This is a genomic window from Escherichia sp. MOD1-EC5990 (genome assembly GCF_002965285.1).
GTDB classification, from domain to species: domain Bacteria; phylum Pseudomonadota; class Gammaproteobacteria; order Enterobacterales; family Enterobacteriaceae; genus Escherichia; species Escherichia coli_F.
In genome coordinates this window covers 230,806-248,870 of record NZ_PTRV01000002.1, presented here as the reverse complement: position 1 = coordinate 248,870, position 18,065 = coordinate 230,806, and the positions used below count along the sequence as shown (strand labels likewise).

Annotated in this window: 28 protein-coding genes and 2 pseudogenes; 25 read left to right on the top strand and 5 right to left on the bottom strand. The window is 48.8% G+C overall.

Going from position 1 to position 18,065, the window contains the following annotated elements; genetic code table 11:
* The first annotated feature begins 15 nt into the window (after window positions 1–15).
* Genes BEB42_RS03385 through BEB42_RS03345 form a run of 9 tightly spaced genes read left to right on the top strand, consistent with a single transcriptional unit; the run spans window position 16 to window position 5,559 of the window.
* Window positions 16–195: a DUF4222 domain-containing protein gene (locus tag BEB42_RS03385; protein ID WP_001250269.1), complete on the top strand. Its 180-nt coding sequence runs from the start codon at window positions 16–18 to the stop codon at window positions 193–195.
* A complete protein-coding gene (locus BEB42_RS03380; protein WP_102778302.1) occupies window positions 185–1,126 on the top strand; it encodes a helix-turn-helix domain-containing protein in 942 nt (313 codons plus the stop codon). The genes BEB42_RS03385 and BEB42_RS03380 overlap by 11 nt, the downstream gene beginning before the upstream one ends.
* Entirely contained in the window at window positions 1,123–1,617 is a 495-nt protein-coding gene (locus tag BEB42_RS03375; RefSeq protein ID WP_013009328.1) for a PerC family transcriptional regulator, read from the top strand. Before BEB42_RS03380 ends, BEB42_RS03375 begins: the two co-directional genes overlap by 4 nt.
* A complete protein-coding gene (locus BEB42_RS03370; RefSeq protein ID WP_000066917.1) occupies window positions 1,617–2,270 on the top strand; it encodes a phage N-6-adenine-methyltransferase in 654 nt (217 codons plus the stop codon). The genes BEB42_RS03375 and BEB42_RS03370 overlap by 1 nt, the downstream gene beginning before the upstream one ends.
* Window positions 2,267–2,593 carry a LexA family transcriptional regulator gene (locus tag BEB42_RS03365; RefSeq protein WP_102778303.1) on the top strand — a complete coding sequence of 109 codons (327 nt, stop codon included), beginning with the start codon at window positions 2,267–2,269 and terminating at the stop codon, window positions 2,591–2,593. The genes BEB42_RS03370 and BEB42_RS03365 overlap by 4 nt, the downstream gene beginning before the upstream one ends.
* Window positions 2,590–2,979 carry a RusA family crossover junction endodeoxyribonuclease gene (locus tag BEB42_RS03360; protein WP_086186353.1) on the top strand — a complete coding sequence of 130 codons (390 nt, stop codon included), beginning with the start codon at window positions 2,590–2,592 and terminating at the stop codon, window positions 2,977–2,979. The genes BEB42_RS03365 and BEB42_RS03360 overlap by 4 nt, the downstream gene beginning before the upstream one ends.
* A gap of 19 nt (window positions 2,980–2,998) precedes the next feature.
* Window positions 2,999–3,796: a KilA-N domain-containing protein gene (locus BEB42_RS03355; protein WP_021518591.1), complete on the top strand. Its 798-nt coding sequence runs from the start codon at window positions 2,999–3,001 to the stop codon at window positions 3,794–3,796.
* Between the two features lie 7 nt (window positions 3,797–3,803).
* Entirely contained in the window at window positions 3,804–4,793 is a 990-nt protein-coding gene (locus BEB42_RS03350) for a DUF968 domain-containing protein (protein ID WP_105267161.1), read from the top strand.
* A 13-nt stretch (window positions 4,794–4,806) separates the two neighbouring features.
* Complete coding sequence (locus BEB42_RS03345; RefSeq protein ID WP_001047103.1) at window positions 4,807–5,559, top strand: antitermination protein; 753 nt, start codon at window positions 4,807–4,809, stop codon at window positions 5,557–5,559.
* 278 nt (window positions 5,560–5,837) lie between these two features.
* Here BEB42_RS03345 and BEB42_RS26155 read toward each other — a convergent pair whose 3' ends face one another.
* Window positions 5,838–5,927 (bottom strand): hypothetical protein, encoded by a 90-nt coding sequence (locus tag BEB42_RS26155; RefSeq protein ID WP_122632654.1) that lies wholly within the window; start codon window positions 5,925–5,927, stop codon window positions 5,838–5,840.
* 54 nt (window positions 5,928–5,981) lie between these two features.
* A complete protein-coding gene (gene cspF / locus BEB42_RS03340) occupies window positions 5,982–6,194 on the bottom strand; it encodes a cold shock-like protein CspF (RefSeq protein WP_000087755.1) in 213 nt (70 codons plus the stop codon).
* A 300-nt stretch (window positions 6,195–6,494) separates the two neighbouring features.
* Between cspF and cspB the strand changes: the two genes are divergently transcribed.
* Window positions 6,495–6,710 carry a cold shock-like protein CspB gene (gene cspB, locus BEB42_RS03335; protein ID WP_000066486.1) on the top strand — a complete coding sequence of 72 codons (216 nt, stop codon included), beginning with the start codon at window positions 6,495–6,497 and terminating at the stop codon, window positions 6,708–6,710.
* 363 nt (window positions 6,711–7,073) lie between these two features.
* Here cspB and ynfU read toward each other — a convergent pair whose 3' ends face one another.
* Window positions 7,074–7,244, bottom strand: a complete 171-nt coding sequence (gene ynfU / locus BEB42_RS26630; RefSeq protein WP_021567015.1) for a putative zinc-binding protein YnfU — start codon at window positions 7,242–7,244, stop codon at window positions 7,074–7,076.
* Between the two features lie 218 nt (window positions 7,245–7,462).
* Here ynfU and BEB42_RS03330 point away from each other — a divergent pair, with 218 nt between their 5' ends.
* Together BEB42_RS03330 and BEB42_RS26625 are read left to right on the top strand one after the other, a co-directional pair.
* The gene (locus BEB42_RS03330) at window positions 7,463–7,678 is read left to right on the top strand and encodes a class II holin family protein (RefSeq protein WP_000839580.1); all 216 of its coding nucleotides are present in this window, start codon (window positions 7,463–7,465) and stop codon (window positions 7,676–7,678) included.
* Window positions 7,679–7,682: 4 nt separating this feature from the next.
* A pseudogene (locus BEB42_RS26625) lies at window positions 7,683–8,018 on the top strand (YdfR family protein); the annotation flags it as partial.
* Between the two features lie 163 nt (window positions 8,019–8,181).
* On the opposite strand, the gene BEB42_RS03320 reads toward BEB42_RS26625, so the two are convergent.
* A complete protein-coding gene (locus BEB42_RS03320) occupies window positions 8,182–8,442 on the bottom strand; it encodes a hypothetical protein (protein WP_001306174.1) in 261 nt (86 codons plus the stop codon).
* 113 nt (window positions 8,443–8,555) lie between these two features.
* Between BEB42_RS03320 and BEB42_RS03315 the strand changes: the two genes are divergently transcribed.
* The 8 genes and pseudogenes from BEB42_RS03315 to BEB42_RS03285 all read left to right on the top strand — a co-directional run bounded on the left by BEB42_RS03315 (window position 8,556) and on the right by BEB42_RS03285 (window position 11,509).
* Window positions 8,556–9,089 (top strand): lysozyme, encoded by a 534-nt coding sequence (locus BEB42_RS03315; RefSeq protein ID WP_001101173.1) that lies wholly within the window; start codon window positions 8,556–8,558, stop codon window positions 9,087–9,089.
* Complete coding sequence (locus tag BEB42_RS03310; RefSeq protein ID WP_102778337.1) at window positions 9,086–9,583, top strand: DUF2514 domain-containing protein; 498 nt, start codon at window positions 9,086–9,088, stop codon at window positions 9,581–9,583. Before BEB42_RS03315 ends, BEB42_RS03310 begins: the two co-directional genes overlap by 4 nt.
* Before the next feature lie 363 nt (window positions 9,584–9,946).
* Window positions 9,947–10,159 carry a cold shock protein CspI gene (gene cspI / locus BEB42_RS03305; RefSeq protein WP_000066495.1) on the top strand — a complete coding sequence of 71 codons (213 nt, stop codon included), beginning with the start codon at window positions 9,947–9,949 and terminating at the stop codon, window positions 10,157–10,159.
* A 10-nt stretch (window positions 10,160–10,169) separates the two neighbouring features.
* Window positions 10,170–10,358 carry a cold shock small protein YmcF gene (gene ymcF, locus BEB42_RS03300; RefSeq protein ID WP_071528545.1) on the top strand — a complete coding sequence of 63 codons (189 nt, stop codon included), beginning with the start codon at window positions 10,170–10,172 and terminating at the stop codon, window positions 10,356–10,358.
* A 2-nt stretch (window positions 10,359–10,360) separates the two neighbouring features.
* Window positions 10,361–10,399, top strand: a pseudogene (locus BEB42_RS26620) (hypothetical protein).
* 31 nt (window positions 10,400–10,430) lie between these two features.
* Window positions 10,431–10,661 (top strand): protein YnfN, encoded by a 231-nt coding sequence (ynfN, locus tag BEB42_RS03295; RefSeq protein WP_000720960.1) that lies wholly within the window; start codon window positions 10,431–10,433, stop codon window positions 10,659–10,661.
* A gap of 172 nt (window positions 10,662–10,833) precedes the next feature.
* A complete protein-coding gene (locus tag BEB42_RS03290) occupies window positions 10,834–11,007 on the top strand; it encodes a GnsA/GnsB family addiction module toxin (RefSeq protein WP_001019207.1) in 174 nt (57 codons plus the stop codon).
* A gap of 295 nt (window positions 11,008–11,302) precedes the next feature.
* On the top strand, window positions 11,303–11,509 hold the full coding sequence (locus BEB42_RS03285; protein ID WP_000548592.1) for a hypothetical protein: 207 nt from the start codon (window positions 11,303–11,305) through the stop codon (window positions 11,507–11,509).
* A 250-nt stretch (window positions 11,510–11,759) separates the two neighbouring features.
* Here BEB42_RS03285 and BEB42_RS03280 read toward each other — a convergent pair whose 3' ends face one another.
* Complete coding sequence (locus tag BEB42_RS03280) at window positions 11,760–11,954, bottom strand: YlcI/YnfO family protein (protein WP_001300120.1); 195 nt, start codon at window positions 11,952–11,954, stop codon at window positions 11,760–11,762.
* Between the two features lie 427 nt (window positions 11,955–12,381).
* Here BEB42_RS03280 and BEB42_RS03275 point away from each other — a divergent pair, with 427 nt between their 5' ends.
* From BEB42_RS03275 to BEB42_RS03255, 5 genes are read left to right on the top strand one after another with little or no spacing between them, the layout of a single operon-like run.
* Complete coding sequence (locus BEB42_RS03275) at window positions 12,382–12,888, top strand: terminase small subunit (protein ID WP_001519435.1); 507 nt, start codon at window positions 12,382–12,384, stop codon at window positions 12,886–12,888.
* Window positions 12,860–14,788, top strand: a complete 1,929-nt coding sequence (locus tag BEB42_RS03270) for a phage terminase large subunit family protein (RefSeq protein ID WP_021519249.1) — start codon at window positions 12,860–12,862, stop codon at window positions 14,786–14,788. Before BEB42_RS03275 ends, BEB42_RS03270 begins: the two co-directional genes overlap by 29 nt.
* The gene (locus BEB42_RS03265; RefSeq protein WP_000258997.1) at window positions 14,772–14,978 is read left to right on the top strand and encodes a phage head-tail joining protein; all 207 of its coding nucleotides are present in this window, start codon (window positions 14,772–14,774) and stop codon (window positions 14,976–14,978) included. Before BEB42_RS03270 ends, BEB42_RS03265 begins: the two co-directional genes overlap by 17 nt.
* A complete protein-coding gene (locus BEB42_RS03260) occupies window positions 14,975–16,567 on the top strand; it encodes a phage portal protein (protein ID WP_000831761.1) in 1,593 nt (530 codons plus the stop codon). The genes BEB42_RS03265 and BEB42_RS03260 overlap by 4 nt, the downstream gene beginning before the upstream one ends.
* Entirely contained in the window at window positions 16,557–18,062 is a 1,506-nt protein-coding gene (locus BEB42_RS03255; protein ID WP_001253910.1) for a S49 family peptidase, read from the top strand. Before BEB42_RS03260 ends, BEB42_RS03255 begins: the two co-directional genes overlap by 11 nt.
* Window positions 18,063–18,065 lie beyond the last annotated feature (3 nt).

Here is an 18,065-nt window from a genome sequence, read left to right as displayed (position 1 = left end):
GAAGGAGACAGTCCTTTGCGACAAGTTAACCGCTGGTTCAAAGATCACTACGGAGTGCCCGTCAGAGTCATTCGTTGGGAGCCGGAAACACAACGGGTTATCTACCTCCGTGAAGGCTATGAGCATGAGTGCTTCAGCCCGCTCGAACAGTTTCGTCGTAAATTCAGGGAAATAGAGGTCGGTCATGAGCACTAAATTAACCGGCTATGTATGGGATGGTTGCGCTGCGTCAGGCATGAAATTATCCAGCGTGGCAATTATGGCCCGCCTGGCTGATTTCAGTAATGACGAAGGTGTGTGCTGGCCATCAATTGAAACTATTGCCCGTCAGATTGGCGCGGGGATGAGTACCGTCAGAACGGCTATCGCACGGCTGGAAGCAGAAGGCTGGTTAACGCGTAAGGCGCGTCGCCAGGGTAACCGCAATGCGTCGAATGTTTATCAGCTTAACGTTGCGAAGCTTCAGGCAGCGGCATTTTCTCAACTGTCAGATTCTGACCCGTCAAAATCTGACGCATCAAAATCTGACCCGTCAAAATTTGATGCGTCGAAATCTGGCAAAAAAGCGGGTTTTCACCCGTCAGAATCTGGCGGGAATCCGTCAGTAAAATCAAAACATGATCCGTCAGATAAAAAACCTTCTCGTCCGGACGCTTCGCAACCGGACACGCAGACGGCTGAACAGGATTTTTTAACTCGCCATCCTGATGCGGTTGTATTCAGCCCTAAAAAGCGCCAGTGGGGAACGCAGGATGATTTGACCTGCGCACAGTGGCTCTGGAAAAAAATCATTGCCCTGTACGAGCAGGCCGCCGAATGTGACGGCGAGGTGGTTCGTCCCAAAGAACCGAACTGGACAGCATGGGCAAACGAAATTCGCCTGATGTGTGTGCAGGATGGTCGTACTCACAAACAAATCTGCGAGATGTACAGCCGCGTCAGCCGCGATCCGTTCTGGTGCCGTAACGTGCTCAGCCCGTCGAAGTTGCGGGAAAAATGGGATGAGCTTTCCCTGCGCTTATCGCCGTCCGTCAGCACGCACACAGAAAAACGTGAAGACCCGTACTTCAAAGCCAGTTACGACAACGTGGACTACAGCCAGATCCCGGCAGGATTCAGGGGGTGATCATGAGTCTTTTGAATGACGTTCAGAAATTCATTGAAGCCCATCCGGGCTGTACTTCCGGAGACATTGCAGATGCTTTTGCTGGTTACTCACGGCAGCGCGTTCTGCAGTCAGCAAGCAAGTTACGTCAGAGTGGGCGTGTGGCTCACCGTTGTGAAGGAGATACACGCAGACATTTCCCGCGCCTGACTGAGAGAGCGCAGGAGCCGGAACCACAATCTGTTCGTGAAACCAGACCTGTGCGCAATTTCTATGTCGGCACTAACGACCCCCGGGTGATTTTGTGCCTGACCCGCCAGGCTGAAGAACTGGAGTCCAGGGGCTTATTCCGTCGAGCTGCAACGGTGTGGATGGCGGCATTCCGTGAAAGCCACTCCCAGCCAGAACGAAACAATTTTCTGGCGCATCGTGAGCGGTGCTTACGGAAAAGCAGCAAGCGCGCTGCATCGGGTGAAGAGTGGTATCTGTCAGGGAATTACGTGGGGGCTTAATGAGTAATAAATATTGCCAGGCGCTGGTGGAGCTGCGGAACAAACCAGCCCATGAACTGAAGGAAGTGGGCGATCAGTGGCGCACGCCGGACAACATTTTCTGGGGAATTAACACCCTGTTTGGCCCGTTTGTTCTGGATCTGTTTACTGATGGTGATAACGCCAAATGTGCTGCGTATTACACTGCGGAAGACAACGCGCTGGCGCATGACTGGTCAGAACGTCTTGCGGAGCTTAAAGGTGCTGCCTTTGGTAATCCCCCGTACAGCCGCGCCAGTCAGCATGAGGGGCAATACATCACCGGCATGCGTTACATCATGAAACATGCCAGTGCTATGCGTGATAAAGGCGGGCGCTATGTTTTCCTGATCAAAGCTGCCACCAGCGAAGTGTGGTGGCCGGAAGATGCAGACCATATTGCTTTTATTCGCGGGCGTATTGGTTTTGAACTGCCTGCCTGGTTTATCCCGAAGGATGAGAAGCAGGTGCCGACAGGCGCTTTCTTCGCTGGTGCTATTGCTGTTTTCGATAAGACCTGGAAGGGACCGGCAATCAGCTACATCGGGCGCGATGAACTTGAGGCATGTGGTGAGGCGTTTCTGGCGCAGGTTCGCCAGCAGGCGGAAAAACTGGTCAGGGAGATGGCGGCATGACGACGTTAACTCAATGCCAGCAGCAGGTGCTGGATATGCTGATTTCTTATCAGAAAGAACGTGGCTTCCCGCCAACCAATCAGGTGGTGGCAACCATGCTGGGATACCGTTCGGTGAATGCAGCGGTGGAGCATCTTCGCGCACTGGAGAAAAAAGGCGTCATCACGATAAAGCGTGGTGTGGCCCGGGGGATCACGCTTCATACCGCGGTGAAGGACGACGACAGCGAGGCAGTCGGGATTATCCGCTCACTGCTTGCCGATGAGGAAAACGCAAGGCTGCGTGCAACTCACTGGTTACATGAGAGAGGCCTGAAAGTATGAAGCTGATCCTGCCTTTCCCGCCCAGCGTGAACACGTACTGGCGACACCCCAACAAAGGGGCATTTGCAGGTAAGAGCCTGATAAGCGCGGCGGGGCGAAAATTTCAGAGCGCGGCGTGCGCAGCAATAGTTGAGCAGTTACGTCGTCTGCCAAAACCAACGTCGGCACCTGCTTCAGTGGAGATCGTGTTGTTTCCTCCGGATAACCGGATCCGCGATCTGGACAACTATAACAAGGCGCTGTTTGACGCCCTGACCCACACGGGTGTGTGGGAAGACGACAGACAGGTGAAAAGAATGCTGGTGGAGTGGGGGCCGGTTATCCCGAAAGGGAAGGTCGAGATCACTATCAGTAAGTATGAGAAACCGGCGGGTGCAGCCGCCTGATTAAGAGGAGAAACGAAGTATGAATAATCTGATGGTTATTGATGGTATTGAAGTTCGTTGTGATGCTTATGGGCGTTACAGCCTGAACGATCTACACAGGGCTGCCGGTTCTCTGGATAAGCATAAGCCTGCATTCTGGCTCCGCAATGAGCAAACTGAACGTTTAATAAGCGAGTTGCAGATTTGCAACTCGGTCAATATAGAGCCAGTTAACGTTATTCGTGGCGGAAATAACCAGGGGACGTATGTCTGCAAAGAACTGGTGTATGCCTATGCAATGTGGATCAGTCCGTCATTCCATCTGAAGGTGATCCGTACTTTCGATATGGTAACCAGCGCACCGGAAAAATTATCCGGGCAGGCTGCTGACAAGATGCAGGCTGGTGTGATTCTGCTGGACTTTATGCGCCGGGAGTTAAACCTGTCTAACTCATCTGTGCTTGGTGCCTGTCAGAAACTCCAGGAGGCTGTTGGCTTACCGAATCTGGCACCGCGCTATGCCATTGATGCTCCTGCTGACGCGCCTGATGGCTCAAGTCGCCCCACGCTGTCGCTGAGTGCACTGCTGAAACAGTATGGTATCCGCCTGACGGCTAATCAGGCATATCACCAGATGGTGAAGCTGGGGATCGTCGAGCAGCGCGAACGATACAGCCGTACCGCGATTAACAACATCAAAAAATTCTGGTCGCTGACAGCGAAAGGCTGCATGTTCGGCAAGAACATCACCAGTCCCGCAAATCCGCGCGAGACGCAGCCGCATTTCTTCGAATCCCGGTTCCCTGAGCTGTTAAAGCTGCTCGATACCGTTCATTGAGGTGACCGTGAGAGCGCTACTGACCCCTGAAATTGCCCCGCGTATGGGGATCGTATTGTTCAGGCCAGGTTCAGAACTGATGCCCCTGTTTATGCAGGGGCGTGTCCTGCTGGAGCCTGAGCCGGAACGTTATTCATCTTTCGCCAGTGGTGCCGTTCCGGCGGCATCACAACCGCTGGCGGATGATCCTGCCGTTCGGGCCGTGTTCCGCAATGAGGCAGTGATTCGTCGTGCTGGTGGAGTGGAATGTCTTGAACGCTGGTTACTTCGTGAAAAAGGTTGCCAGTGGCCTCATTCCGACTGGCACAGCGAGAACATGACCACAATGCGACACGCGCCGGGTGCAATCCGTCTGTGCTGGCACTGCGATAACCAGCTGCGCGATCAGTTCACGGAACGGCTGGAATCAATGGCAACGGATAACTGTGCCCGCTGGGTGTTGTCTGTTGTGCGTCGGGATCTCGGTTTTGATGACAGTCACGTTGTGACAATGCCGGAACTGTGCTGGTGGCTGATTCGTAATGACCTGGCGGATGCCTTACCGGAAAGCGCAGCCCGTAAGGCACTGAGATTACCGAAGCCTGTTGTGCCGTCTGTCACCCGGGAAAGTGACCTTGTGCCTTCGGTTCCTGCCACCAGCATCATCCAGGATAAGGCGAAAAAGGTGCTGGCGCTGAAAGTGGATCCGGAGTCGCCGGAGTCTTTTATGTTACGCCCAAAACGTCGCCGCTGGGTTAATGAAAAGTACACGCGCTGGGTTAAGACACAGCAGTGTGCATGTTGTGGAAAGCCCGCAGATGATCCCCACCACCTGACAGGTCACGGTCAGGGTGGAATGGGAACAAAAGCGCATGACCTTTTTGTGTTGCCTTTGTGCAGAAAGCATCACGACGAGCTGCATGCGGATACCGTGGCATTTGAAGAGAAGTATGGCTCCCAGCTGGAGCTGATATTTCGTTTTATCGATCGTGCGCTGGCAATAGGCGTACTGGCGTAAGTGGAGAACGAGCATGAACCTTGAAGCCTTACCAAAATATTACTCCCCAAAATCTCCAAAATTGAGTGATGACGCACCGGCGACAGGCTCTGGTGGTTTAACGATTACGGATGTGATGGCTGCGCAGGGGATGGTGCAGTCGAAAGCACCGCTTGGGTTTGCCTTATTCCTGGCAAAAGTTGGTGTTCAGGATCCTCAGTTTGCGATTGAAGGTCTGCTCAATTACGCGATGGCACTGGATAACCCGACATTGAATAAATTGAGTGAAGAAACCCGGCTACAGATTATTCCTTACCTTGTGAATTTTGCCTTTGCTGATTATTCCAGGTCTGCGGCAAGTAAGGCTCGTTGTGAGCATTGTGCTGGTACTGGATTTCATAATGTATTGCGCGAAGTGGTGAAACACTCCAGAAGCGGGGAATCTGTTATCAAAGAAGAGTGGGTGAAGGAACTATGTCAGCATTGCCATGGTAAGGGAGAAGTCAGCACAGCGTGTAGAGGGTGTAAGGGTAAAGGTATTGTCCTGGATGAAAAAAGGACCCGGCTTCATGGCACACCTGTTTATAAGATTTGTGGGCGTTGCAATGGAAAACGGTTTAGTCGTTTACCAACCACACTGGCGCGGCATCATGTCCAGAAGCTGGTACCGGACCTGAGTGATTATCAGTGGTATAAAGGATATGCAAATGTCATTGATAAACTGGTTACAAAGTGCTGGCAGGAGGAATCTTACGCTGAAGCACAATTGAGAAAGGTGACGAGATAAGTGATTTTCGCCGAAGATGGCGACGTGATGCTTGCATTTTTCAAAAAATATGGATAAAATTTTTTCAACGATGGGCTTTGTATACCCGAAGTTAAGAAAAAGTAGAAAACCCGCTGATGAGCGGGTTTTTGTGCTTTAAATAGGGTAATAGAGATGTTGAATCTCATTACGGGATTCATGTTAGTTTACTTATTATTTATCGGGTGACTTTGTTTTTTGCCTGATGTTTAAAATGTTTTCTTCCAGTACAATGTCCATAGATACAATGAGTCTGCTTATTACATTATTAGCAGAGCTATTAAGGTCAAAGTACAGCATAAGCTTTTAAAGCCAATCAACCAGTCATCAAGACAGACGGGTTTATTCATGAAAACTCTCCATGTTTGATTCGATGGGGCTTGAAGTTAAAGCTTTAATATAGCTCATGAAAGGTAAACATTGGCAGCTGATGGTCCACGCAGACCATTTATCCGGCAAAATTCCACGCGTAATCCGGTGGTAATTTCTTCTGCATCGCGGAGATTGAGCGCTGAAACATGAAGCTGGACATCGATACGACCATCGGATGGGGTTATAAGACCTTTGCCGCTTTTGCCGTCAAAGGTTTTGAGAATTCCTGTCATTTTACGGGACAAAAAAATTCCTTAATACTGATAACTTGGCGCACTATACACACGTTCCTGAAGAAAGCTATAGTTTTTTGATGGGGTTGAAGATGGCTGGATGTCTAAAATAAACATTGCTTCATATGTTCAACTATGCGTTAATGATTGCGTCGGTTTGAAGAACAGACGATATACGAAGTAGTTTACTAAAGCAGTTCTCATTTCAGGTGTTATTCACTTATTCCTTCTTTGAGTCTCTCCAATTAAGTACGAAGTCGTTTCTGTTATACAAGCCATTTATGCCGAAAGGCTCAAGTTAAGGAATGTAGAATGTCAAATAAAATGACTGGTTTAGTAAAATGGTTTAACGCTGATAAAGGTTTTGGCTTTATTTCTCCTGTTGATGGTAGTAAAGATGTGTTTGTGCATTTTTCTGCGATTCAGAATGATAATTATCGAACCTTATTTGAAGGTCAAAAGGTTACCTTCTCTGTAGAGAGTGGTGCTAAAGGTCCTGCAGCAGCAAATGTCATAATTACTGATTAAAATTCATAGTTTGTCTGTATACGATAACGAAGAAGGCTGATGCCTGAGTGGAGATACAGACAGAGTGGTGAATATTGGATCTCTTTAATAAATAGTAAGGAGGTCCAATACATGAAACAATGGCCAGCATATTTGGCAATAACTTAATCAGGAAAAGTATGCTAACCATTGTGGTGAAGTGCAGGTTTGCTGCATGAATAGTTTTACAGCAGAAGCTAACTGCTGGCATAGCAAAACAAAGTGCGTAAGTGGATGACTCCCACAAAAAGTACCACAATATTAAACCCGCTCAGGCGGGTTTTTTATTATCTGCTTTAAATATGCTATTAAAATATAAAAAATACTTGTTACGAATAAAATCAATCAAGCTACAGCTTTAAGATTTGTCTGGAATACTTTGTTGCAATGAGGGCAGATCAAAAGGGCACCTTTTTGTATTCTTGAAAAACTGTGTTCTGACTCTTGGGTGCAGTTTGGGCAGGAACATTTAACGAGATAATTACGGCGTGATTTTGAGTCTTTACGTTCTGACATAGGCTTTTCCTGTATAAATGGCCGTATACAGTACACTAAATATGAAAACATATCTCGTATTATTATTTAACATATGATTTTCTTTTAAAATAATTACCCACATTTTTAATGTGTCTGTTTTTTAGCGCCGTTGAGAACAACGTTTGCTATAAAAACTACCCCATAGACTCCGATCTTTTCAAACATATTGCACCATCTGTGTACATCGGGGTGAGGATATGAAATCAATGGATAAGTTAACAACAGGTATCGCCTATGGCACATCGGCTGGTAATGCTGGTTTCTGGGCATTGCAGTTACTCGATAAAGTAACTCCGTCACAGTGGGCTGCAATCGGTGTGCTGGGTAGTCTGGTATTTGGCTTGCTGACGTACCTGACAAACCTTTATTTCAAGATTAAAGAAGACAAGCGTAAGGTTGCACGGGGAGAGTAATTCAATGACACAAAACTATGAACTGATTGTGAAAGGGATCCGCAATTTTGAGAATAAAGTTGCGGTAACTGTAGCATTAAGGGACAAAAAACGCTTTGACGGTGAAATTTTTGACCTGGACATCTCGCTGGACCGTGTTGAAGGTGCCGCGCTGGAGTTTTATGAGGCAGCAGCCAGAAGGAGCATCAGACAGGTCTTCCTGGAAGTTGCAGCCGGGTTATGTGAAGGGGATGAGCAGTCGCCGGAAAAGCGCCCCATAATTTTAGAGGCGCAGAATGTGTGGATAACCTACAAAGGAAAGCTACCGGGAAGAATTACTGGTTCTCTGAAGACGCCACCGACGGCATTGCGGTCAGAAAAAGATGATATTGAATCGCCCATTGAAAAACTGGAGGGCAGCGTCGCTGATCTGAATAAAAAATTGTCGGTGCTGATTCCTTCTGAAGATGAAAAAAAACGCCGCGATGAGCAGTTTGCGGCGTTTTACGATTATTGCATTGAAGTTACTCGCAGGAATTTTGTGAAGATTTTTGAGGAGGGTAAATCTCTTCAGTAAGCTTAATGGCGGACGCTGCAATTAATTCAGGAAGGTCCGCAAGGTCATCTGTCAGTGGATATGATGAAAAATCGGCGGCAGTTCTGTTAAGAAGCGCTTTAACTAATTCCTTTTCCTTCTCCGGCAACAAGTTGATTAGGGCTACGACTGCTTGCCTGAGTGCGATTAAATCAGCAAAAGTTTGTTTTGGTAGATTTGTGTAATCCATAGTCACCTCTGTGTTTATCAGATTGACATCCTCCTCCCGCCAGTGCCCATCACTGGTGAGGTAAGATTTAACATATCCAGGGATTTGAAGCCGATAAATCCTGATAAATATCCATGAACGTAAAAATCAGATACAGCCTGTCGGCTGCTGTTCTGGCACTGATTGCCGCCAGTGCTCCTGCCCCTGACATTCTCGATCAGTTTCTGGATGAAAAAGAGGGGAATCACACCACTGCATACCGCGATGGCTCCGGCATATGGACCATCTGTCGGGGAGCAACGATGGTGGACGGTAAACCTGTTATTCCGGGAATGAAACTGTCGAAGGAAAAATGCGCCCAGGTTAACGCCATTGAGCGGGATAAGGCGCTGGCATGGGTGGAGCGCAATATAAAAGTTCCACTGACCGAGCCACAGAAAGCCGGTATCGCGTCATTCTGTCCCTATAACATTGGCCCTGGTAAGTGTTTTCCGTCGACGTTTTATAAGCGGCTTAATGCCGGTGATCGTAAAGGCGCATGCGAGGCGATTCGCTGGTGGATAAAGGACGGTGGACGTGATTGCCGCATTCGTTCAAATAATTGTTACGGTCAGGTTATTCGTCGTGACCAGGAGAGTGCATTAACCTGCTGGGGGATAGAACAGTGAATCAGATATTCACGGTGATTTTGCTCGTGTTGGTAGGATTTGTCGTAGGTAATGTCTGGAGCGACAGAGGATGGCAAAAAAAATGGGCGGAGCGTGATGCTGCCGAATTATCTCAAGAGGTAAATGTCCAATTTGCTGCTCGAATAATTGAACAGGGGCGAACTATATCCCGTGATGAGGCTGTTAAAGATGCACAACAGAAAGCCGCTGAAATTTCTGCCAGGGCTGCTGATCTGTCTGATAGTGTTAACCAGCTGCGTGCCGAAGCAACAAAATATACCATACGCCTTGACGCAGCGCAGCATACCGCAAATCTTGCCGCTGCCGTCAGAGGCAAAACAACCAAAGCCGCCGAAGGAATGCTCACCAACATGCTCGGAGATATTGCAGCAGAAGCTCAGCTTTATGCTGAAATTGCTGACAAACGCTACATCGCAGGAGTGACTTGTCAACGGATTTATGAATCTTTAAGAGATAAAAAATATCAGATGTAGATTAATATTAAATCGGATTATTTTTAGCGCTGAATGTGAAATTTAAATAAAAAGGACTCTTCCATGAGTCAAAATCCTTGAAATCTTAAGGGTAAGATAAAAGGTCATTAGACAGAATGACACGTTTTATTAATAAATAAAGCTATTGTTTCATTCGTGTGTTTTTCTTTACAAAAGTAATCCTTGCTATGGTTGGTTAATCATGCGTTAATGGTGTTCTGGTTTGTTACAAAATTATCTGAAGCAGTCATTGTTATAAATTTATTATTTGTACCTCTTGAGATTTCCTTGTTGGTTTTTCTCTCTGATATTTTTTTTCGGACCATTCTGCCCAAGGGCTAACTTCTTCAAAAGGTAATAATGATGTCTAACAAAATGACTGGTTTAGTGAAATGGTTTAACCCTGAAAAAGGTTTTGGTTTCATCACGCCGAAAGATGGTAGCAAAGATGTGTTTGTCCATTTCTCAGCTATTCAGAGCAACGATTTCAAAACGTTAACTGAGAATCAGGAAGTCGAATTTGGTATTGAGAACGGACCTAAAGGCCCCGCGGCTGTTCATGTAGTGGCACTTTGAGGTAGAAAATATTACAAACCATATTCACTTTAGATGCCCGTGTTGCCATGGTTCTCAGTATAGAACATCATCTTTTGATGTTTCTGACAGGAATCCTTTCGGGGCAAAATGTATCTTTTGTAAATCAATGATGATTACATTTGATAATATTTCACAATACTTAAATGTTAGCCGTCTGTCGTTAGATTTAAGAAAGTGAAAATGAAGGCTCCTTCGGGAGCTTTTTTGCTTAGTGTCTAGTCGATGGATACTCACATATTACGGTAACATTATGAAAAAAATAATAGTTTTTTTTAACTCTGAACCAGCAATGGTAGTGCCAGTGATGACCGGAGTTAACACCATCATGCGTGAATATCCAAATGGCGAAACAACACACCTCACTGTAATGGCTGCAGGGTTTCCATCTCTGACCGGAGATCATAAAGTCATTTATGTAGCAGCGGATCGACATGTAACTTCAGAAGAAATTCTGGAAGCAGCAATGAGACTCTTGAATTGATTTGATTCTAATGCATTGATAATAAATGATAATCATCTTTATCTGTTTGTGTGAAATTTAGACCGTCGTATGTTGATTATTGCGATGTTTCATCTTATCTTTTATACGTTTGCTCCATATAATTGACACTACTGTGTACCAGGAAAGTCATAACAGACTAAAAGAGGAAATGATGAACATTGAAGAGTTAAAAACAAAAACAGAAGCAGATATTTCTGAATATATAACAAAAAAAATCATTGAGCTTAAGAAAAAGACCGGGAAAGAAGTTACCAGTATCCAGTTTACTGCACGGGAAAAAATGACTGGTCTTGAAAGCTATGATATCAAGATTGATTTAATCTAGTATGTTTATAGTATTAGCATCAATTTCTCATCAGATGCTATTCAACAATACAAATTACCCATAAACCTCGTTTTTACGGGGTTTTGTTATATTTAAACATTACCGAATAGATATAAATCTCGATTGTCGATGGTATTGGTTGTGTGACAATACCTAGTCTTTCCGGTATACCTGAAGAGAATACAAATGACAGATTATGTAAGGGAAACGCGCTGAAACTTTCACTCTTTCATGCTGAGTGATTTGACGTTATATTTTTAGCCGCAAGTGAAGAGCAAACGCATGGAGCGACAAAATGCATAAAGATCAATACACTGATGCCCCCTCCCAGGAGCAGGTTCGTGTAAAAACTATGCTTAATAGCACCATTTCGATGGGTTACCCGGATGTTGTAATTGCATGTATAGAACATCAAGTGTCTCTGGAAGCATTCAGGGCAATTGAGGCAGCGTTGGTGAAGCACGATAAGAATTCGAAGGATTATTCCTTGGTGGTTGACTGATCACCATAACTGCTAACCATTCAAACTATTTCACCTGTGACAGAGTCAATATCGCATTCTGTCACTGTCAGGCTAATACAGAACTACAATTCAACTACTGCAATGCCTCGTAATTAGGTGAATTTACAATATCGTCCTGTTCGGATGCCAACTGCATTTCTGAGGATAAGGCGTTTATGACTCACATATTTGTCCCACACGCTCGCCAGTCCTGTGCGGGGTGGGAGGGGAGGTAAAGAAACCGGGATATTCATTCTTCATCACTTTTGATTGATGTATATGCTCTCTTTTCTGACGTTAGTCTCCGACGGCAGGCTTCAATGACCCAGGCTGAGAAATTCCCGGACCCTTTTTGATCAAGAGCGATGTTAATTTGTTCAATCATTTGGTTAGGAAAGCGGATGTTGCGGGTTGTTGTTCTGCGGGTTCTGTTCTTCGTTGACATGAGGTTGTCCCGTATTCTGTGTTGCTGATTTGTATTGTCTGAAGTTGTTTTTACGTTAAGTTGATGCGGATCAATTAATACGATACCTGCGTCATAATTGATTATTTGACGTGGTTTGATGGCGTACACGCACGTTGTGATATGTAGATGATAATTATTATCATTTTTCGGGTCCTTTCCGGCGATCCGACAGGTTACGGGGCGGCGACCTCGCGGTTTTTCGCTATTTATGAGATTTTTTGAGGGGGTGGTTGTTGTTTAATTGTTTGGTATATCTAATTGATAAGTAAGGTGAAAATAAAATAAATACAACAACCTTACGATGTGCTTTGATGTCATTAATGTGAAAAAATTAAATGATATCAAATGGTTTTGTAAAAACACATGGTTGTTGTATCGCTTTTTATCGATGACTTATGGAGAGGAGATGGCCTTTTTATTGAATAAAAGTGATATGGCCTCCTCCATCGGTATCTCTGTTCAGGCATTTGATAAATGGGGCGTTCCTCCTGTCGAGCGTCGGGGGAGGGAAGTTTTTTATGACGTTAAAACTGTACTGGAGATAGATCGCGAGCGGCGACAACACAATCATAGAACACCTGATGACGGGGGCGATCTGGAGGAAAGGCTGCTTCGGGCCAGAGCTGAACTGACAGAAGAACAGGCCGTAGCTCAAAAACTTAAAAATCAGGTAACCGAAGGTAAGCTCATCGATTCAGACTTCTGCGTTTTCGCCCTCAGCAAGCTGGCGATGGCATTGTCCAGTACGCTTGATTCTATTCCGTTATCCATGCAGCGACAGTTCCCGGATTTAACGCCACGTCATCTTGACCATCTGAAAACCCTTATTGCGAAGGGCGCAAATCAGTGTGCGCGGGCAGGGGATAAATTACCGGATTTGCTGGATGAATATATCAGAGCAACAACTGAATAATCTGATGGCTGCCGTTTCGGTTGCGCTGCAGCCTCTGGTCAGGGTTGTACCGATGACGGCAGTTGAATGGGCTGACCAGTATTATTATCTGCCGAAAGAATCCTCATACGGTGACGGCGAATGGAAAACGCTGCCGTTCCAGATCGCCATCATGAACAGTATGGGGAATGATCAGGTCCGCACTGTTAATCTGATTAAATCTGCCCGTGTTGGCTATACAAAGATGTTGCTGGGGGTGGTCGGGTATTTTATTGAGCATAAATCCCGAAACAGTCTGCTTTTTCAGCCCACGGATTCTGCCGCTGAAGATTTTATGAAGTCTCACGTGGAGACGACGATTAGGGACGTGCCATGCCTGAAAGACCTTTCCCCATGGCTGGGTCGTAAACATCGTGATAATACCCTCACGCTGAAACGCTTTTCATCGGGCGTCGGTTTCTGGTGCCTGGGCGGCGCTGCCGCCAAAAACTACCGTGAAAAATCCGTGGATGTGGTCTGTTATGACGAGCTTTCCTCGTTCGAACCGGATGTTGAAAAAGAGGGTTCGCCAACCCTGCTGGGGGATAAACGTATTGAGGGCTCTGTATGGCCAAAATCCATTCGCGGCTCGACGCCTAAAATCAAAGGCTCCTGCCAGATCGAAAAAGCCGCTAACGAGTCGGCACACTTCATGCGTTTTTATGTGCCCTGTCCGCACTGTGGGGAGGAGCAGTATCTGAAATTTGGCGATGATGCCTCGCCTTTCGGTCTTAAGTGGGAGAAGAATAAGCCAGAAAGTGTTTTCTACCTTTGTGAGCATCATGGCTGTGTGATCCATCAGTCTGAGCTTGACCAGAGTAACGGGCGGTGGATCTGTGAAAACACGGGCATGTGGACCCGTGACGGCCTGATGTTTTTCAGCGCCCGGGGTGATGAAATTCCGCCGCCGCGCTCCATCACTTTCCATATCTGGACGGCGTACAGTCCGTTCACCACCTGGGTACAGATTGTCTATGACTGGCTGGATGCACTGAAAGATCCCAACGGCCTGAAAACCTTTGTGAACACCACGCTGGGCGAGACCTGGGAAGAGGCTGTGGGCGAAAAACTCGATCACCAGGTGCTGATGGATAAGGTTGTGCGTTACACGGCGGCGGTGCCTGCCCGGGTGGTTTATCTGACGGCGGGCATTGACTCGCAGCGAAACCGTTTTGAGATGTATGTCTGGGGATGGGCTCCGGGAGAGGAAGCCTTTCTGGTGGATAAAATCATCATTATGGGGCGTCCCGATGAGGAAGAGACGCTGTTACGTGTGGATGCGGCGATCAACAAAAAATACCGCCATGCAGACGGAACCGAAATGACTATTTCCCGTGTCTGCTGGGACATCGGGGGGATCGATGGCGAAATCGTTTATCAGAGGTCAAAAAAACACGGTGTTTTCCGGGTGCTGCCGGTAAAAGGCGCATCTGTCTATGGCAAGCCGGTGATCACCATGCCAAAAACCCGCAATCAGCGGGGCGTGTATCTGTGTGAAGTGGGGACGGACACCGCAAAAGAAATTCTCTATGCCCGTATGAAAGCCGATCCCACGCCTGTGGATGAAGCCACGTCGTATGCTATCCGTTTTCCTGATGATCCGGAGATTTTTTCGCAGACAGAGGCGCAGCAACTGGTCGCGGAAGAGCTTGTGGAGAAGTGGGAAAAAGGAAAGATGCGTCTGCTGTGGGATAACAAAAAGCGGCGTAACGAAGCGCTGGACTGCCTGGTGTATGCCTACGCGGCATTACGTGTGTCCGTGCAACGCTGGCAGCTTGATCTGGCTGTACTGGCAAAATCCCGGGAAGAAGAGACGACCCGGCCAACCCTTAAAGAACTGGCAGCGAAGCTGTCCGGAGGAGTGAATGGTTACAGTCGCTGAACTGCAGGCGCTGCGTCAGGCGCGCCTTGATTTATTAACCGGTAAACGGGTGGTGTCTGTCCAGAAAGATGGTCGCAGAATTGAATATACGGCGGCTTCTCTGGATGAGCTTAACCGGGCGATCAATGATGCGGAGTCGGTACTGGGGACAACCCGGTGTCGCCGTCGTCCGCTGGGAGTGAGGTTATGAAACGAACGCCTGTCCTGATTGATGTGAACGGCGTTCCGCTTCGTGAGAGTCTCAGCTACAACGGGGGCGGTGCAGGATTTGGCGGGCAAATGGCTGAGTGGTTGCCACCGGCGCAGAGTGCCGATGCGGCCCTGCTGCCCGCGTTGCGTCTGGGGAATGCCCGGGCAGATGATCTGGTGCGCAATAACGGAATAGCGGCTAATGCGGTGGCTCTGCATAAGGATCACATTGTCGGGCATATGTTTCTGATCAGCTACCGTCCGAACTGGCGCTGGCTGGGGATGCGGGAGACCGCAGCAAAAAGCTTTGTCGATGAGGTGGAGGCGGCCTGGTCGGAATACGCCGAAGGGATGTTTGGCGAGATCGACGTGGAAGGAAAACGCACGTTCACGGAATTTATCCGTGAAGGTGTGGGCGTTCATGCGTTTAACGGCGAAATCTTTGTGCAGCCGGTCTGGGATACGGAAACCACGCAGTTATTCCGTACGCGTTTTAAAGCCGTGAGTCCGAAACGGGTGGACACGCCTGGACACGGTATGGGGAACCGTTTTCTGCGGGCCGGTGTGGAGGTCGATCGATATGGCCGTGCCGTCGCGTACCATATCTGTGAGGATGATTTTCCGTTCTCTGGTAGTGGACGATGGGAACGGATCCCGCGTGAACTTCCCACCGGGCGTCCGGCCATGCTGCATATTTTCGAGCCGGTGGAGGACGGGCAGACCCGTGGGGCTAATCAGTTTTACAGCGTCATGGAACGGCTGAAGATGCTCGATTCCCTGCAGGCAACACAGCTTCAGTCGGCCATAGTGAAGGCGATGTATGCAGCGACGATTGAAAGTGAACTTGATACCGAAAAGGCCTTTGAATATATCGCCGGCGCGCCACAGGAGCAGAAGGATAATCCGCTTATTAATATTCTGGAGAAGTTTTCCAGCTGGTATGACACGAATAACGTGACACTGGGCGGTGTCAAAATTCCGCACCTTTTCCCTGGTGATGATCTGAAACTACAGACTGCGCAGGATTCAGACAATGGATTTTCTGCGCTTGAACAGGCGCTGCTGCGGTATATCGCCGCCGGTCTTGGCGTTTCCTACGAACAGTTGTCCCGTGATTACTCGAAGGTCAGTTACTCAAGTGCCCGCGCCTCCGCCAATGAGTCGTGGCGCTATTTTATGGGGCGGCGAAAATTTATTGCGGCCCGGCTGGCCACGCAGATGTTTTCCTGCTGGCTGGAAGAGGCACTTCTTCGGGGGATTATTCGTCCGCCACGGGCACGTTTTGATTTTTATCAGGCGCGATCAGCCTGGTCACGGGCAGAGTGGATTGGTGCCGGAAGAATGGCCATTGACGGGCTCAAGGAAGTCCAGGAATCAGTGATGCGCATTGAGGCCGGACTGAGCACGTATGAGAAAGAGCTGGCGCTGATGGGCGAGGATTATCAGGACATTTTCCGCCAGCAGGTCAGGGAATCTGCTGAGCGGCAAAAAGCCGGACTCTCACGTCCGGTGTGGATAGAGCAGGCGTATCAGCAGCAGATAGCGGAGAGTCGCAGGCCGGAAGAGGAGACAACACCACGTGAGACGTAATCTTTCACACATTATTGCCGCAGCATTCAATGAACCGCTGCTTCTGGAGCCCGCCTATGCGCGGGTTTTCTTTTGCGCGCTCGGGCGCGAGATGGGGGCAGCAAGTCTTTCGGTACCACAACAGCAGGTACAGTTTGATGCTCCCGGAATGCTGGCTGAAACGGACGAGTACATGGCCGGAGGTAAACGACCGGCCCGTGTTTACAGGGTGGTGAACGGTATTGCTGTACTGCCGGTGACCGGCACGCTGGTGCACCGGCTGGGTGGTATGCGGCCATTTTCCGGAATGACAGGCTATGACGGTATTGTCGCCTGTCTTCAGCAGGCAATGGCGGATAGCCAGGTGCGGGGCGTACTGCTGGACATTGACAGTCCGGGCGGGCAGGCCGCCGGCGCGTTTGACTGCGCTGACATGATTTACCGCCTCCGTCAGCAGAAGCCGGTCTGGGCACTGTGCAATGACACGGCCTGTTCTGCAGCCATGCTGCTGGCGTCGGCCTGCTCCCGACGGCTGGTTACCCAGACATCCCGTATCGGTTCCATTGGCGTGATGATGAGCCATGTCAGCTATGCCGGTCATCTGGCGCAGGCCGGTGTGGATATCACGCTGATTTACTCAGGGGCGCACAAGGTGGATGGCAATCAGTTTGAAGCGTTGCCGGCAGAGGTTCGCCAGGACATGCAGCAGCGGATTGATGCGGCGCGCCGGATGTTTGCCGAAAAAGTGGCGATGTTTACCGGTCTGTCTGTTGATGCAGTCACGGGAACAGAGGCCGCTGTTTTTGAAGGTCAGTCCGGCATTGAGGCCGGGCTGGCGGATGAATTAATCAATGCGTCGGATGCCATCAGTGTGATGGCCACGGCGCTGAACAGTAATGTCAGAGGAGGCACTATGCCGCAATTAACTGCAACGGAAGCCGCCGCGCAGGAGAACCAGCGAGTGATGGGGATCCTGACATGCCAGGAAGCGAAAGGACGTGAACAGCTTGCCACGATGCTGGCAGGACAACAGGGCATGAGCGTTGAACAGGCCCGGGCGATTCTGGCCGCGGCGGCACCGCAGCAGCCGGTGGCATCCACGCAGAGTGAAGCCGATCGCATTATGGCGTGTGAAGAAGCGAACGGTCGTGAACAACTGGCGGCAACGCTGGCGGCGATGCCGGAGATGACGGTGGAAAAAGCCCGCCCGATCCTGGCTGCTTCACCGCAGGCGGATGCCGGACCATCACTCCGTGATCAGATCATGGCACTGGATGAGGCAAAAGGGGCTGAGGTGCAGGCTGAACAGCTGGCTGCCTGCCCGGGAATGACTGTGGAGAGCGCCCGGGCTGTGCTGGCTGCGGGATCAGGTAAGGCAGAACCGGTCTCTGCATCCACAACCGCCATGTTTGAACATTTCATGGCGAACCATTCACCGGCAGCGGTACAGGGTGGCGTGCCACAGACGTCAGCAGACGGTGATGCGGACGTGAAAATGCTCATGGCCATGCCATGAAGC